Annotated in this window: 14 protein-coding genes; 5 read left to right on the top strand and 9 right to left on the bottom strand. The window is 67.6% G+C overall.

The window, feature by feature from the left end; all coding sequences use genetic code 11:
- Window positions 1–268: 268 nt before the first annotated feature.
- The 4 genes from CTP10_RS13745 (at window position 269) to CTP10_RS13730 (ending at window position 6404) form a co-directional block, all read left to right on the top strand.
- A complete protein-coding gene (locus CTP10_RS13745) occupies window positions 269–823 on the top strand; it encodes a cob(I)yrinic acid a,c-diamide adenosyltransferase (RefSeq protein ID WP_116318074.1) in 555 nt (184 codons plus the stop codon).
- Window positions 824–1033: 210 nt separating this feature from the next.
- On the top strand, window positions 1034–2977 hold the full coding sequence (gene dnaK / locus CTP10_RS13740) for a molecular chaperone DnaK (RefSeq protein ID WP_116318073.1): 1944 nt from the start codon (window positions 1034–1036) through the stop codon (window positions 2975–2977).
- A gap of 171 nt (window positions 2978–3148) precedes the next feature.
- Window positions 3149–4294, top strand: coding sequence for a molecular chaperone DnaJ (gene dnaJ / locus CTP10_RS13735; protein ID WP_116318072.1), 1146 nt, complete (start codon window positions 3149–3151; stop codon window positions 4292–4294).
- 187 nt (window positions 4295–4481) lie between these two features.
- Window positions 4482–6404 carry a chorismate-binding protein gene (locus CTP10_RS13730; protein ID WP_116318071.1) on the top strand — a complete coding sequence of 641 codons (1923 nt, stop codon included), beginning with the start codon at window positions 4482–4484 and terminating at the stop codon, window positions 6402–6404.
- 3 nt (window positions 6405–6407) lie between these two features.
- Here the strand turns inward: CTP10_RS13730 and CTP10_RS13725 are convergent, their stop codons facing one another.
- The 9 genes from CTP10_RS13725 to CTP10_RS13685 form a co-directional block, all read right to left on the bottom strand.
- Window positions 6408–7106 (bottom strand): ATP-binding cassette domain-containing protein, encoded by a 699-nt coding sequence (locus CTP10_RS13725; protein WP_116318070.1) that lies wholly within the window; start codon window positions 7104–7106, stop codon window positions 6408–6410.
- Window positions 7103–7801 carry an ABC transporter permease gene (locus CTP10_RS13720; protein ID WP_116318069.1) on the bottom strand — a complete coding sequence of 233 codons (699 nt, stop codon included), beginning with the start codon at window positions 7799–7801 and terminating at the stop codon, window positions 7103–7105. The genes CTP10_RS13725 and CTP10_RS13720 overlap by 4 nt, the downstream gene beginning before the upstream one ends.
- A gap of 4 nt (window positions 7802–7805) precedes the next feature.
- On the bottom strand, window positions 7806–8627 hold the full coding sequence (panB, locus tag CTP10_RS13715) for a 3-methyl-2-oxobutanoate hydroxymethyltransferase (protein WP_116318068.1): 822 nt from the start codon (window positions 8625–8627) through the stop codon (window positions 7806–7808).
- Between the two features lie 106 nt (window positions 8628–8733).
- On the bottom strand, window positions 8734–9375 hold the full coding sequence (locus CTP10_RS13710; RefSeq protein WP_116318067.1) for a deoxynucleoside kinase: 642 nt from the start codon (window positions 9373–9375) through the stop codon (window positions 8734–8736).
- A 29-nt stretch (window positions 9376–9404) separates the two neighbouring features.
- Window positions 9405–9932, bottom strand: a complete 528-nt coding sequence (gene folK / locus CTP10_RS13705) for a 2-amino-4-hydroxy-6-hydroxymethyldihydropteridine diphosphokinase (protein ID WP_116318066.1) — start codon at window positions 9930–9932, stop codon at window positions 9405–9407.
- Window positions 9933–11474 carry a polynucleotide adenylyltransferase PcnB gene (gene pcnB, locus CTP10_RS13700; RefSeq protein WP_116318065.1) on the bottom strand — a complete coding sequence of 514 codons (1542 nt, stop codon included), beginning with the start codon at window positions 11472–11474 and terminating at the stop codon, window positions 9933–9935.
- A gap of 1 nt (window position 11475) precedes the next feature.
- Window positions 11476–12150: an HAD family hydrolase gene (locus tag CTP10_RS13695; RefSeq protein WP_116318064.1), complete on the bottom strand. Its 675-nt coding sequence runs from the start codon at window positions 12148–12150 to the stop codon at window positions 11476–11478.
- A gap of 63 nt (window positions 12151–12213) precedes the next feature.
- Window positions 12214–12924: a DnaA regulatory inactivator Hda gene (gene hda, locus CTP10_RS13690; RefSeq protein WP_116318063.1), complete on the bottom strand. Its 711-nt coding sequence runs from the start codon at window positions 12922–12924 to the stop codon at window positions 12214–12216.
- A gap of 56 nt (window positions 12925–12980) precedes the next feature.
- Window positions 12981–14051, bottom strand: a complete 1071-nt coding sequence (locus CTP10_RS13685) for an AI-2E family transporter (RefSeq protein WP_116318062.1) — start codon at window positions 14049–14051, stop codon at window positions 12981–12983.
- 218 nt (window positions 14052–14269) lie between these two features.
- On the opposite strand from CTP10_RS13685, the gene purM reads away from it, so the two are divergent.
- Window positions 14270–15322: a phosphoribosylformylglycinamidine cyclo-ligase gene (gene purM / locus CTP10_RS13680; RefSeq protein WP_116318061.1), complete on the top strand. Its 1053-nt coding sequence runs from the start codon at window positions 14270–14272 to the stop codon at window positions 15320–15322.
- The last annotated feature ends 203 nt before the right edge of the window (window positions 15323–15525 follow it).

Genomic DNA, 15525 nt, shown 5'->3' with positions numbered 1-15525 from the left:
CCTGTGGTCCGGAAAGGCAGGCGGGGCGCGACCCGGTTGTCGAATGAGCGAATAACGGCATTCTACGCCGCGCGGCGGCTCATGCACCCTTGGCCGGCGCCGGGCTGGCCGATAGCCGCACAGGCAAGGCGCCCAGGGAAGTCGCACAAGCGGGACCCGCACCGAAGTAGGGGGGCGGCGGACCCTCGCACGCATGGCGGATCCATGCGCTCCGGCGCGATAATGCGCCATTTCCCCCCACACGCATACCAGCCAAGAGGAGACCGGCATGGGCAACCGCCTGTCCAAGATTGCCACCCGCACCGGCGACGCCGGCACCACCGGCCTGGGCGACGGCACCCGCACCGGCAAGGACAGCCTGCGCATCGCCGCCATCGGCGACGTCGACGAGCTGAACTGCCATGTCGGCGTGCTGCTGACCGAGACGCTTCCCGACGACGTGCGCGCCGCGCTGCTGCATATCCAGCACGACCTGTTCGACCTGGGCGGCGAGCTTTCCATCCCCGGCTACACCCTGCTCAAGCCCGGGCAGGTGGCGCAGCTCGACACCTGGCTGGCCGACTACAACGCCAACCTGCCGCGGCTGGCCGAATTCATCCTGCCCGGCGGCAGCCGCGCCGCGGCGCAGGCCCACGTGTGCCGCACCGTGTGCCGGCGCGCCGAGCGCGCGCTGGTGGCGCTGGGCGCGGCCGAGCCGCTGAACGAGGCGCCGCGCCAGTACCTGAACCGGCTGTCGGACCTGATGTTCGTGCTGGCGCGGGTGCTGAACCGGGCTGGCGGCGGCTCTGACGTGCTGTGGCAGCGCGACCGGCAGGGAAGCTGATTCGCCGGAAGTTGATCAGGCTGCATTTTTTGTCGTCGGCCGAGGGCTTTGGCTCAAGCCCCGGCCGCAAATGCCCTTGAGGAAACGCAGAATCCGAGAAAATTACTCGGATTTGCCGCTTCTGCCCTTGAAAAGACCCCGGACGGCCACATTTCGGCCTCAGGTTGAATTGCAGCCGCGCGGATAGCGAAGGCTCAAGAGGAGAGAATAATGGGTAAGATCATCGGTATCGACCTCGGTACCACCAATAGCTGCGTCGCGATCATGGAGGGCAACACCCCCAAGGTCATCGAAAACTCGGAAGGCGCCCGCACCACCCCGTCGATCATCGCCTACATGGAAGACGGCGAAATCCTGGTCGGCGCGCCGGCCAAGCGGCAGGCCGTTACCAACCCGCGTAACACGCTGTACGCGGTCAAGCGCCTGATCGGCCGCAAGTTCGAAGAGAAGGAAGTCCAGAAGGACATCGGCCTGATGCCGTATTCCATCGTCAAGGCCGACAACGGCGACGCATGGGTGTCGGCGCGGGACGAGAAGCTGGCCCCGCCGCAGGTGTCGGCCGAAGTGCTGCGCAAGATGAAGAAGACGGCCGAGGACTACCTCGGCGAGCCGGTGACCGAAGCCGTGATCACCGTGCCGGCGTACTTCAATGACTCGCAGCGCCAGGCAACCAAGGACGCCGGCCGCATCGCCGGCCTGGACGTCAAGCGCATCATCAACGAGCCGACCGCGGCCGCGCTGGCTTTCGGCCTGGACAAGAACGAGAAGGGTGACCGCAAGATCGCCGTGTATGACCTCGGCGGCGGCACCTTCGACATCTCGATCATCGAGATCGCGGACGTTGACGGCGAGAAGCAGTTCGAAGTGCTGTCGACCAACGGCGATACCTTCCTGGGCGGCGAAGACTTCGACCAGCGCATCATCGACTACATCATCGGCGAGTTCAAGAAGGACCAGGGCGTCGACCTGTCCAAGGACGTGCTCGCGCTGCAGCGCCTGAAGGAAGCCGCTGAAAAGGCCAAGATCGAACTGTCGAGCTCGCAGCAGACCGAGATCAACCTGCCGTACATCACGGCCGATGCCTCGGGTCCGAAGCACTTGAACCTGAAGATCACCCGCGCCAAGCTGGAATCGCTGGTCGAAGAGCTGATCACCCGCACCATCGAGCCGTGCCGCACCGCGATCAAGGACGCGGGCGTCAAGGTCAGCGATATCGACGACGTGATCCTGGTCGGCGGCATGACCCGCATGCCCAAGGTGCAGGAACAGGTCAAGGAGTTCTTCGGCAAGGAAGCGCGCAAGGACGTGAACCCGGACGAAGCCGTGGCCGTCGGTGCCGCGATCCAGGGTTCGGTGCTGTCGGGCGACCGCAAGGACGTGCTGCTGCTGGACGTGACGCCGCTGTCGCTGGGGATCGAGACCCTGGGTGGCGTGATGACCAAGATGATCACCAAGAACACCACCATCCCGACCAAGCATGCGCAGGTGTTCTCGACCGCCGACGACAACCAGCCGGCGGTGACCATCAAGGTGTTCCAGGGCGAGCGTGAAATGGCCTCGGGCAACAAGCTGCTGGGCGAGTTCAACCTGGAAGGCATTCCGCCCGCAGCGCGCGGCACGCCGCAGATCGAAGTCTCGTTCGACATCGACGCCAACGGCATCCTGCACGTGGGCGCCAAGGACAAGGCGACCGGCAAGGAAAACCGGATCACCATCAAGGCGAACTCGGGCCTGTCGGAAGACGAGATCCAGCGCATGGTCAAGGACGCCGAGGCTAACGCCGAGGAAGACAAGAAGGCCCGCGAGCTGGCTGATGCCCGCAACCAGGCCGACGCGCTGATCCACTCGACCAAGAAGGCAGTCACCGAATACGGTGACAAGCTGGAAGCCGGCGAGAAGGAAAAGATCGAAGCCGCGATCAAGGAACTGGAAGACGCCGCCCGCGGCGGCGACAAGGCCGAGATCGATGCCAAGGTCAACGCCCTGTCCGAAGTCAGCCAGAAGCTGGGTGAAAAAGTCTACGCCGACATGCAGGCCAAGGCCGGCGAGCAGGGCGCAGCGGGCGCGGCAGGAGCCGGCGCGCAGCAGCAGGCCCAGCCGCAGGACGACAACGTTGTGGACGCCGAATTCAAGGAAGTCAACGACAAGAAGTAATCGGGACACGCGGGCGGCGGTGCAGGCACTGGCCGGCACCGCTCCCGCCCCGACGCCGGGCGCGGCCATCGGACCCAGCGGGAAACCGCCGTCGGATGCCTCGCTCGGCTTTTTTGCTATTCGCCGGTGTCGCGCCGCATGCGCGTGCCGGCCAAAAGGGTTTGAGCCACCATGGCAAAACGTGACTATTACGAAGTGCTCGGGGTAGGCAAGAACGCGAGCGACGACGAGATCAAGAAGGCTTATCGCAAGCTCGCGATGAAGTACCACCCGGACCGCAATCCGGAGGGCAAGGACGGCAAGGTCGCCGAGGAAAAATTCAAGGAGGTCAAAGAGGCCTACGAGATGCTTTCCGACCCGGAGAAGAAGGCGGCGTATGACCAGTATGGCCACGCCGGCGTCGACCCCAACATGGCCGGCGGCTTCGGCGGCGCGCAGGGCTACGGCGGTTTCGCCGAGGCCTTCGGCGACATCTTTGGCGACATCTTCGGCCAGCAGCAGGGCGGTCGCCGCAGCGGCGGCGGCCCGCAGGCCTATCGTGGCGCCGACCTGCGCTACAGCATGGAGATCAGCCTGGAGCAGGCCGCGCACGGCCACGAGGCGCAGATCCGCGTGCCGCACTGGGACGACTGCGACCACTGCCACGGCAAGGGCGCGGAGCCAGGCTCCAGCGTCGAGACCTGCCCGACCTGCCACGGCGCCGGCCAGGTGCGCGTGTCGCAGGGCTTCTTCACCATGCAGCAGACCTGCCCGAAGTGCCACGGCAGCGGCAAGTTCATTCCCAAGCCGTGCACCAAGTGCCACGGCCAGGGCAAGCTGAAGTCGCAGAAGACGCTGGAAGTGAAGATCCCGGCGGGCATCGACGAAGGCATGCGCATCCGCTCGTCGGGCAACGGCGAGCCGGGCATCAATGGCGGGCCGCCGGGCGACCTGTACGTGGAAGTCCACATCAAGCCGCACCCGATGTTCGAGCGTGACGGCGACGACCTGCACTGCCAGATGCCGATCTCCTTCGCCACCGCGGCGCTGGGCGGCGACCTGGAAGTGCCGACGCTGAGCGGCAAGGCTACCTTCCCGGTGCCCGAGGCGACGCAATCGGGCAAGACCTTCCGCCTGCGCGGCAAGGGCATCAAGGGCGTGCGTTCGGGCTATCCGGGCGATCTCTACGTGCATGTGAACGTGGAGACGCCGGTCAAGCTGACCGACGCGCAGAGGGAACTGCTGCGCCAGTTCGACCGCTCCGTGCACGAGGGCGGTTCGCGGCATAGCCCGCAGGAGCAATCCTGGCTGGATAAGGTGAAGAGCTTCTTCAGCTGATCTGGCCTGGCGGCATGAGACCGGCCACGTGCGAGCGTGGCCGGTTTTGTTTTTGGCATGCTGTCCCTCAGGGGGCCGCGGGGAAAGGGCGGGCTCCTCCATCGCCCACCATCCCGCCGCGCGCGATAATGCATCCTAGTGCTATATGCCGGCCATGCCGGCAGTCCGTTTTCCCTGACGATTTCCCGTGGTAGCAAGCATCCAGCCCCCGCCCTCTCCCCCGGCCCCTCACCCGCACGCGGGAGAGGGGAGCACGCCCTCAGCGGAAGGAGAGGTCTTCGTCCTTCTCGATGACGCCACCGCCCCGGCGGCGCAGTCAGCATCGCGCCTCTACACCGGCTTCCTCCGCGAAGACGTGCTGTCCGCCGGCAGCGATACCGCCCGGCTCGACGCGATGCTTGCCGACGGCTGGCGCCAGGGCTGGCACGCCACGCTGTTCGCCCCCTATGAGTTCGGCGGCGCGCTGGTCGACGCCCCGGTTCACACCGGCGGTACGATGCCGTACCACGACGGCGCGCTGCGACTGCTCTGGTTCCGCCAACTGCGCCGCCTCGACGGCGCTGGCGTGGCTGACTGGCTCCAGGCCAACGCCACGCCAGCGCCGGCCGGCCTGATGGGCGTCGCCTCCGACACCCCGCGCGAAGCCTTCGACGACGCCATCGCCCGCATCCACCGGTGGATCGAAGCCGGCGACACCTACCAGGTCAACTACACCCAGCGCCTGCGTTTTGAGGCCTTTGGCGACCCGGTAGCGCTGTACGCGGCGCTGCGCGCCGCCCAGCCGGTGCCCTATGGCACGCTGGCGCGGCTGCCGGGCGATGGCTGGGTGCTGTCGCTGTCGCCTGAGCTGTTCGTGCGCCACGACGGCGGCGGGCACCTGCTGACGCGTCCGATGAAGGGTACCGCGCCGCGCTCGGGGGATGCGCAGCGCGACGCGCAGGCTGCGGCGGCTCTGGCCGCCGATGCCAAGAACCGCGCCGAGAACGTGATGATCGTCGACCTGCTGCGCAACGACCTGGGCCGCATCGCGCAGCCGGGCAGCGTGGCGGTGCCCGAGCGCTTTGCCGTGCAGCCGTTCGGCGCGGTGCTGCAGATGACCTCCACGGTCACTGCCACGGCGCGTGCCGGGACCGCTTTCGGTGCATTGATGGCGGCGCTGTTCCCGTGCGGCTCGATCACCGGCGCACCCAAGCGCCGCACCATGGAAATCATCGCCGAGCTGGAAGGCACGCCGCGCGGCCTGTACACCGGCGCGATCGGCTGGATCGATGCCCCGCAAGCCGGTGCCGCCATGGGGCCGTTTGCACTGTCCGTGGCGATCCGCACGCTGGTGCTGGCGCCGCCAGCGGCCAGCGGGTTGCGTCCCGGCGAAATGGGCGTCGGCGGCGGCATCGTCCACGACAGCGTGGCCGCCGGGGAATTCGCGGAATGCGGCTGGAAGGCGCGCTTCCTGACGCGGCTCGATCCCGGCTTTACCCTGTTCGAGACCATGCGCGTGCAGGACGGCGAATGCCTGCACGCGGACCGCCACCTGGCGCGCCTTGGGGCCTCGGCCCGTGCGTTCGGGTTTGCCTTCGACGCCGGGGCCGCGCAGGCGGAGGTGGCCGCGCGGGCCGCGCAGCTTGGCGCCGGCACCTGGCGCCTGCGGGTGGCGCTGGACAAGGCCGGCACGCTTGCCTTCGCCAGCGGGGCAGTAGTGCCGCTGCCCGGGCCGGTCACGGTCGACCTGGCGCCGCAGCCGCTGCCCGATGCCGATCCGCTGCGCCGCCACAAGACCAGCGCCCGCGCGGTCTTCGACGCCGGCTGGCAGGCCGCCGAGCGGGCCGGCGGCTTCGACCGCCTGTTCTTCAATACCCGCGACGAGCTGCTGGAAGGCGGGCGCAGCTCGGTCTTCGTCCGCGTCGATGGCCGCTGGCTGACGCCGCCGCTGTCGGCCGACATCCTGCCCGGCGTGATGCGCGCGGTGGTGCTGGAACAGGGCGGGGCAGCGCTGGGCGCGCCCGGCGAAGCGGTGGAGGAGGGCGTCATCACGCGAGCCATGCTGGCGCGTGCCGACGCGGTCGTGGTAGCCAATGCACTGCGCGGCGCGATGCCGGCAACGCTTGCCTGACGACTACGGGTGATGCGTGTCCAGCACGCCGTCGCCCAGCTTCCAGCGCACCACGCCCGGCAGGTTGATCAGCTCGCGGTCGTGGCAGATCATGATCACGGTGCGGCCTTCCGCGGCCAAATCGCCGACCAGCGCAATCACCTGCTCGCGCGCATGGCCGTCCAGGCTTGAGGTCGGCTCGTCGAGCAACAGCAGTTCAGGCTCCAGCACCTTGGCGCGTGCCAGCGCCACGCGCTGGATCTCGCCGCCCGACAGGTGCTCGGGCGCGGTGTCCTGCAGGTGCGACACACCGGCCCAGCCCAGCGCCTCGCCAACGCGCCGTGCGATCTCGTCGTGCGGCAGGCGGCGCGCATGCAGGCCGTAGGCGATGTTCGCCCTGACCGAGGTGCGGAACAGGTAGGGATGCTGGTGCAGATAGGCAATGCGCTGGCGCACCGCTGGCGGCAGCGGATCGAGTGGCGCGCTGTGGGGCTGGCCGTTGGCATCGGTCCATTGCACGGTGGCGCCCGGCGCGCGCTCCAGCCCGGCCAGCATGCGCAGCATCGTGGTCTTGCCGGCGCCATTCATGCCAGTCAGCACGATCGCGGCGGCGCGCGGGATCACCAGCATGTCGATGGCAAACAGGCGGCGCAGGCCGATGGTGCGGGCCAGCCCGCGCACGGTCAGCAAGGCGGATGCCGGTGGTTGGGATAAGGCTGTCATCGCCGGAACCCTCCCGCACCCTGCAGCCACGCCATGCCGATATTGACCAGCAGCGCCAGCGCCACCAGCACGATGCCCAGCGCAATGCCCTGCGCGAATTCGCCCTTGCTGGTTTCCAGCGCGATCGCGGTGGTGATGGTGCGGGTCGAGCCTTCGATATTGCCGCCGATCATCAGCGCCGAGCCGACCTCGGCAATCACGCGGCCGAAGCCCGCCACCACCGCAGCCATCAGCCCGAAGCGCAGCTCGCGCAGCACCGTGAAAAAGGTGCGCCAGCGCCCGGCGCCCAGCACCCACGCGGTCTCGCGCAGGCGCACATCGGCGCCCTGCAGCGTCGACAGCGCAAACGCCAGCACCACCGGGAAGCCGATCACCGCCTGCCCCAGCACCATGCCCGACGGCGTGAACAGCAGGTGCAGGCCGCCCAGCGGGCCCTGGCGCGTCAGCAAGAGGTAAAGGATCAGCCCGACCAGCACGGTCGGGAACGAGAGGAAGGCCTGCGCCACCACCACCACCGCGCGCCGCCCGGGGAACTGCCGCGTGGCGATCAGCCAGGCGGCGGCGATGGCGGGCACGGTGGCGATCGCCAGCCCCAGCACCGCGATGGCCAGCGAGGTCCAGACGATGAACCACAGCCCCGCGTCGCCGCTGCCGAGCAGGCGGAATGCGGCGGCGGTGGCGGCAGCGATCTCCACCGGGTCAGGCGGAGAAGGTGTGCTCGGGAGCGGGGAAACTGCCGTCCTTGACCGCGGCCACGTAGGCACGCACGGCGCCTTCGATCGAGGTCTGGCCTTCCATGAAGTTGCGCACGAACTTGGCCTTGCGGCCGGGGTAGACGTTGATCATGTCCTGCAGCACCAGCACCTGGCCGGTGCAGTCGACGCCGGCGCCGATGCCGATGGTCGGCACCTTCAGCAGCTGCGTGATCTCGCCGGCGAGCTTGGCCGGCACCGCTTCCATCAGCACCACCTGCGCGCCCGCTTCCTGCAGCGCCAGCGCGTCGCGCTTGAGCTGCGCGGCGCCCGCGTCGGTCTTGCCCTGCACCTTGAAGCCGCCCAGTGCATGCACCGACTGCGGCGTCAGGCCGATATGCGCGCACACCGGGATGCTGCGCTCGACCAGGAACTTGACGATGGGCGCGAGCCAGTCGCCGCCTTCGAGCTTGACCATCTGCGCGCCGGCCTTCATCAGCGTGACGGCGCTGGCGAATGCGGTCTCCGGCGTCGGGTAGGTGCCGAACGGCAGGTCGGTCACCAGCATGGCGGTCTGGTTGCCGCGCGCCACGCATTCGGTGTGGTAGGCCATCTGTTCCAGCGTGACCGGCAGCGTGGTCTGCTGGCCCTGCATCACATTGCCCAGCGAATCGCCGACCAGGATCATCTCGACGCCGCAGTAATCGAGCAGCGCCGCGAAGCTGGAGTCGTAGGCGGTCAGCATGGCGATTTTCTCGCCGGCGTCGCGCATCGCCTGCAATTTGGGGATCGTGATGGTCTTGCGGGAGGGGTCGAGGAGGTAACTCATGGCAGTGCCCGAAGGTGACGGCGGGTTGTGCCGCTAGACCACCCGCGATACCACGCAGGGCAACGGCTGCCGTCGTTATTGTGTTGTGGCTGGCAGGCGGGGCCTGTCAGGGCGCAGCGAGATTGAGAAAGGCCTTGCGGCCGCGCATGCTTTCAATGCGCGACAGTAGTGTACGGAAATCGTCCTCGTTGTCCACCGGATTGAAGTGGGCGGTATCGACGACCAGCACCGGGGCCTCGTCGTAGCGGTGGAACAGTTCGCCGTAGGCGTCGGCCAGCCGCTGCAGGTAGTGTTCGTCGATACCGGCCTCGCCCGGCTCGCCGCGGCGCACGATGCGCTCGCGCAGCAGCGATGGCGTGGCCTGCAGCACGATGACCAGGTCGACCCGCTGTGGCGGCAGGCTGAAGCGCGCGGCAATGGCGTCGTACAGCGCCAGTTCGTCCGGCGCGAGCGTCAGCGAGGCGTGCAGGCGGTCCTTGGCCATCAGGAAATTGCTCACCATGCGCTGGCCGGCCAGCAGCGCGGCCTGCCATTGCTGCAGTTGCACGGCGCGCTGGGTCAGGCACCACAGCTGCATCGCCAGCGCGTGGCGCGCGGGATCGCGGTAGAACGGTTCCAGGAAGGGGCTGCGGCGCGCGCAGTCAGGCAACTCTTGCGCCTGCAGCGTGCGCGCCAGGCGCTGGGCCAGCGAGGTCTTTCCCGATCCGACGGGGCCTTCGACGACGATGCGGCGCAGGTGGTCGAGCATGGCGCTTCGCGCGGATGGCCTGGGTGGCCTCAGCCGGTACGGCCGGCCCCGCCCTCGGCCTGCAGGCGCAGGCACTTGCAGGTGGAGACTTTCTCGATGCGCTGGGACGCCACGTCGGCGAGGAAGTCGGCGGCACGGCCGCGCCCGGGGATCGACAGCTCGGCGTCCAGTTCCACCAGCGGCACCAGCGTGAAGGCGCGCTCGGTGACGCGCGGGTGCGGCACGGTCAGGTGCTCGTCGTCGTATTGTTCGTTGCCGAACACAAGCAGGTCCAGGTCGAGCGTGCGCGGCGCGTTGCGGAACGGGCGCTCGCGGCCGAACTGGTCCTCGATGTGGTGGCAGATGCGCAGCAGCTGCGGCGCGGTGAACGAGGTCTGCACCTTGACCACCGCGTTGTAGTAGTCGTCGCCGCCGGCATCGACAGGCGCGGTGCGATAGAGCGAGGAACGCGCCAGCACCGTGATGCCGACCTGCTGGGCCAGGCACACGATGGCGTCCTTGATGGCCTGGCGGGCATCGCCAAGATTTGCGCCGATGCCGATGAAGGCGAGAGTCATTTACGTTTCCTCCGGCTGGCCGGGGCCGGCATGTGCTGCCTGGCCCGCGTCCGAGTCGCTCCGGGAAGAAACTTTATCCGATTTCCGCGGACTGCGTCGGCGGCGCTTCTTGCGCGCCGGGCCTTCGCCTTCCGCACCCTGGCCACTGCCCTGGCCGCCCCCCTGGCCGCCACCCTGGCCCCGCGCACCGCGCACGGCGTCGATCAGGTCTTCGCGCTCATGCGGCTCGGCGTTCTGGAAATCCTGCCACCAGGCTGCCAGCTCTTCCGGCAGCTCGCCGGACTGGCAGCGCAGATGCAGGAAATCGTAGCCGGCGCGGAAGCGCGGCGACTCCAGCAGGCGGAACGGCATGCGGCCGACACGCTTCTCGAAGCGCGGCTGCATGCCCCAGATATCGCGCATGTCGGTGACGAAGCGGCGCTGGATCGCGAGCTGGCCGGTCTGCTTTTCCAGCACCGAATCCATGGCGCTGTTGAGCGCGGCGATGGCGTGCTCGCCTTCCTCGCGCAGCTGGTTCCAGCGCTGCAGCACGTGGTGCCACAGCAGCGCGGCGAACAGGAAGCCGGGCGAAACCGGCTTGCCGGCCTGCACGCGGCGGTCCGTGTTGTCCAGCGCCAGCTGCACGAAGCGCTGGCCCATGGGCTGCTCCAGCGCCACGTCCAGCAGCGGCAGCAGGCCCTTGTGCAGGCCCGCCTTGCGCAACTCCTGCAGCGAGGCCCAGGCGTGGCCGGACATCAGCAGCTTGAGCATCTCGTCGAACAGGCGCGCGCTCGGCACGTTGTGGATCAGCTCGGCCAGGCCGGCGACCGGGTGGCGCGTGGCCTCGTCGATATCGAAGCTGGTCTTGGCGGCGAAGCGCACCACGCGCAGCATCCGCACCGGGTCTTCGCGGTAGCGCGTGGCCGGGTCGCCGATCATGCGCAGCGTGCGCGCGCGGATGTCTTCCATGCCGTGATGGTAGTCATGCACGGTCTGCGCGGCCGGGTCGTAGTACATCGCGTTGATGGTGAAGTCGCGGCGTTCCGCGTCTTCGGCCTGCGAGCCCCACACGTTGTCGCGCAGCACGCGGCCCGAGGCGTCGATCGCATGGGTCTTGCTGTCGAGCTCGGCGCGCTTCAGGCGGCGGCCTTCGGGCAGGGTTTCGCTGGCGATGGCGTCGACCAGCGCGCGGAAGGTCGAGACCTCGATGATTTCTTGCTCGCGCCCGCCGTAGAAGGTCACGTGCACGATCTGGAAGCGGCGGCCGATGATGCGCGAGCGGCGGAACAGCGACTGCACCTGCTCGGGCGTGGCGTTGGTCGCGACGTCGAAATCCTTGGGCTTGATGCCCAGCAGCAGGTCGCGCACGGCGCCACCGACGATAAAGGCCTGGTAGCCGGCCTGCTGCAGCGTGGAAGTGACCTTGACGGCATTGCGCGACAGCAGCGTGGGGTCGATCTGGTGTTCGTCCACGTTGACGATGCGCGGCGTATGGGCGCGGCCGGTGCGGCGCTGCTTGGGGCCGGGTTTGCCCAGGAGCCGGGTGATGAGCTTCTTGATCACGTCAGAACAGATCCATGATGCGCCAGCCGGCTGCGGCGGCGTGGTGGCGCAGGCGATCGTCCGGGTTGGTGGCGATCGGTTCGGAGACCTTTTCCAGCAGGGGCAGGTCGTTGGCCGAGTCGCTGTAGAAGGTGGTGGTCTCGAAGTTGTCCCAGGTCGCGCCCTGGGCCTTGAGCCAGGCTTCGACGCGGGTGATCTTGCCTTCGCGGAAGCTGGGCACGCCGAAGACCTCGCCGGTGAACTGGCTTTCCGGCTTGCCGTCGATGGTGGCGGGCTCGGTCGCGATCAGGTGCTTGATGCCGAAGGCGGCGGCGATCGGCGCCGTGACGAAGCTGTTGGTGGCGGTCACCACCGCGCACAGGTCGCCGGCCTCGATGTGCTTGTAGACCAGCGCGCGCGCCTGCGGCGTGATGACCGGGTCGATCACTTCATGCATGAAGCGCGCGCGCATGGCGTCGAGCTTGTCGCGCGGGTTGGCCGCCAGCGGCCCCAGCGCGAAGCGCAGGAACGCCTGGATATCCAGCGTGCCCGCCTTGTAGTGGTTGTAGAACTCGTCGTTCTTCTGCCGGTAAATTTCCTCGTCGACGATGCCCAGGCGGACCAGGAAGCGGCCCCATTCGTGGTCGCTGTCGGTCGGGATCAGGGTGTGGTCGAGGTCAAAGAGTGCCAGATTCATGGGGCGCGATTTTACCTTAAGGCAGGAGGGGGGACCGGGAACAGGTCGGCAAGTTGCCGGCGCCTAATCCCGGAATTCAGCGAACATCTCGCGCAGCAGCGGCAGCGTGACCGGCCGCTTGCGTTCCAGCGAGTAAGTATCGAGTGCGTCGAGCAGCGCCATCAGGCTGGGCATGTCGCGATAGTGGCGCGTGACCAGCCAGTGCGTGATCTCGGGCGACAGCTGCAGGCCGCGCTCGCGTGCCGCTTGCAGCACTGCGGCTTTCTTGTCGTCATCGGACAGCGGCGCGACCTGGTACACCAGGCCCCAGCCCAGGCGGGTGCGCAGGTCTTCGCGTACCGGCATGGCGCGCGGAGCCAGGCCGCCGGCGACCACCAGCGCGGTGCGCACGTGGGCGCGCACCTCGTTATACAGGGAGAACACCGCGATCTGGCGCGCTTCGTCCAGCAGTTCGACGTCGTCGACGGTGTAGAGCTGGCACCAGGGGTCGAACAGGAAGTCGGACAACGGGTGGTGCGGGCTCAGGTAGCGCGAGCGGATGCCATGCTGCGGCGCGGCCTCGCAGACCGCGTGCAGCAGGTGGGTGCGGCCGCAGCCGACCTCGCCCCACAGGTAGACCAGCCGGTCGGTGGCGCGCTCCTGCGCGACCGCGGCGGGTAGTTCGTGCAGGCGCTGCACCGGCTCGCGGTTGGACGCCACCACGAAATTCTCGAAGGTCGAAGGCGGCGGGCTGCCCAGTTCGAGCGACAGTTGCTTGTTTGGACGCGAAGACATGACGTATGGCTAACTTGCGGGGTGGCGTCGGGGCAATGGTGCCGTATTGGCAACCGTTATTTTCGGTACAGGTCGCTGGCCAGGTAAACCCGGCGCAGCTGGCGCGCGCCGACCAGCAGCACGGCGCAGGTCGGCAGCGCCAGCAGCACGCCGAAGAAGCCGAACAACTGGCCGAAGGCGAGCAGCGCGAAGATCACCACCAGCGGGTGCAGCCCGATGCGCTCGCCCACCAGCCGCGGCGTCAGGTAGAAGCTCTCGATGAACTGGCCGAAGCCGTACACCACCGCCACCGCGCCCAGGCCGTACCAGTTGCCGAACTGCAGCATCGCCGCCAGGATCGCCATGACCAGCCCGACGCCGAAGCCGATATACGGGATAAAGACCGCCAGCCCGGTGAACACCCCGACCGGCACGCCGATATCGAAGCCGGCAATGGTCAGCCCGATTGAATAGATGGCCGCCAGGATCACCATCACCAGGATCTGGCCGCGCAGGTATTGCGACAGCAGGGCATCGGTCTCGTTGGTCAGCTCGCGCACCTTGGGCACCCAGCGGCGCGGCACCACGCCCTCGATGCGGCGCATCACCATGTGCCAGTCCATCATCAGGTAGAACATGACGATGGGCACGATAAAGATGATGCCGGCCACCTCGATCAGCGCCGAACCCGACATCTTGACGTAGTTCAGCAACACCACCAGCAGGTCTTCCGGGCTGGCCGAGAAGCGGTCCGAGAGCATGTTGCGCAGCCCCGGGAAGTCAAAGCGGATGCGCACGCCGAACTCCGCCAGGCGCGGCGACACCACGGCATTGAGCTTCTTGAGCAGGATCGGCAACTGCTCGCGCACTTGCGGGATCTCGCGCTGGAGCACCGCGATCAGCAGCAGCACCAGCATCACGCAGATCACCGTCAGCAGCAGGATCATCAGCGTCACGCCGATCGCGCGCGGCACCCGGCGCCGTTGCAGCCAGTCCACACCTGGGTTCAGGATATAGGCAAAGATGAACGCGAACAGGAATGGCGTCAGCACGGGCGCCAGCGCGATGATCGCGGCGAACAGCGCGGCGGCCACGGCGATCCAGAGCAGGATGCGTTTGGTCTCGTGGTTCAGCAGCGGGGCGTTCATCAAATAATCTGGGCAAGAGGCGGCGTGGCGGGTTTTCGGCATAGTTGGCCGGAAACTGGAAGCCGGGGGCCTCTATCCGTTAAAATTGCGATTCTACTGGACTCGCGCCCGCCTTCCGATGCCAAGCGACGGAAGCTGCGACAGAAGCCCCGGCTACGCGAGCGCCGTATTCGTTACTTTAGTTCCTCCCTTTATTCCTCCAGGACAAGCAGGTTCCCATGAGCGCATCCCCGACCGACGGCCAGGCCGGCCTTTCCTACCGCGACGCCGGTGTTGACATCGATGCGGGCGACGCGCTGGTCGACCGCATCAAGCCGTTTGCCAAGCGCACCATGCGCGAAGGCGTGATGGCCGGCATCGGCGGGTTCGGCGCACTGTTCGAACTGTCGAAAAAGTACCAGGAGCCCGTGCTGGTGTCGGGCACCGACGGCGTGGGCACCAAGCTCAAGCTGGCATTCCAGCTGAACCGGCATGACACCGTCGGCCAGGACCTGGTCGCGATGAGCGTCAACGACATCCTGGTGCAGGGCGCCGAGCCGCTGTTCTTCCTGGACTACTTCGCCTGCGGCAAGCTGGACGTCGACACCGCCGCCACCGTGATCCAGGGCATCGCCCGCGGCTGCGAACTGGCTGGCTGCGCGCTGATTGGCGGCGAGACCGCCGAAATGCCGAGCATGTACCCGGACGGCGAATACGACCTGGCCGGCTTTGCCGTCGGCGCGGTCGAGAAGAAGAAGATCATCGACGGCAGCACGATCACCCCGGGCGACGTGGTGCTGGGCCTGGCTTCGTCGGGTGCGCATTCCAACGGCTACTCGCTGGTGCGCAAGATCATCGAGGTGGCCAAGCCGGACCTCAATGCCGACTTCCACGGCCAGCGCCTGCAGGACGCGATCATGGCGCCGACGCGCATCTACGTGAAGCCGCTGCTGTCGCTGATCGAGACCCTGCCAGTCAAGGGCATGGCCCACATCACCGGCGGCGGCCTGACCGAGAACGTGCCGCGAGTGCTGGCGCAGAACGTGACCGCCGTGCTGCAGCGCGATGCCTGGACGCTGCCGCCGCTGTTCCAGTGGCTGCAGGCGCAGGGCCGCGTGGCCGACGACGAAATGCATCGCGTGTTCAACTGCGGTATTGGCATGGTCGTGATCGTGGCCAAGGAAGACGCCGAACGCGCCATCCGCCACCTGCAGGCCGCCGGCGAAGCCGTGTGGCAGATCGGTGAGATCCGCGAACGTGCCGAGGGCGAGGCCCAGACCATCGTGGTCTGACGCGACCCCAGCGTTTCACACGGAAAACGGCGCATGCCTCGGGCATGCGCCGTTTTTTTTGTCCCTAGCGCGACGCATAGGTGTTTACCCCAGTCAGTACCGACGAGCCGGCTCTTCTGCTGTCCGATCCCCGCGTTCGTGCATCGCACCAAAATCCAGCATGCATATGCACCATTCCTGACAAACAATATTTTGCTTGATTG

The organism is Cupriavidus sp. P-10, assembly GCF_003402535.2.
GTDB lineage: Bacteria > Pseudomonadota > Gammaproteobacteria > Burkholderiales > Burkholderiaceae > Cupriavidus.
Note: the sequence above shows the minus strand (reverse complement) of the source record. Positions and strands in the feature narration are given on the sequence as shown.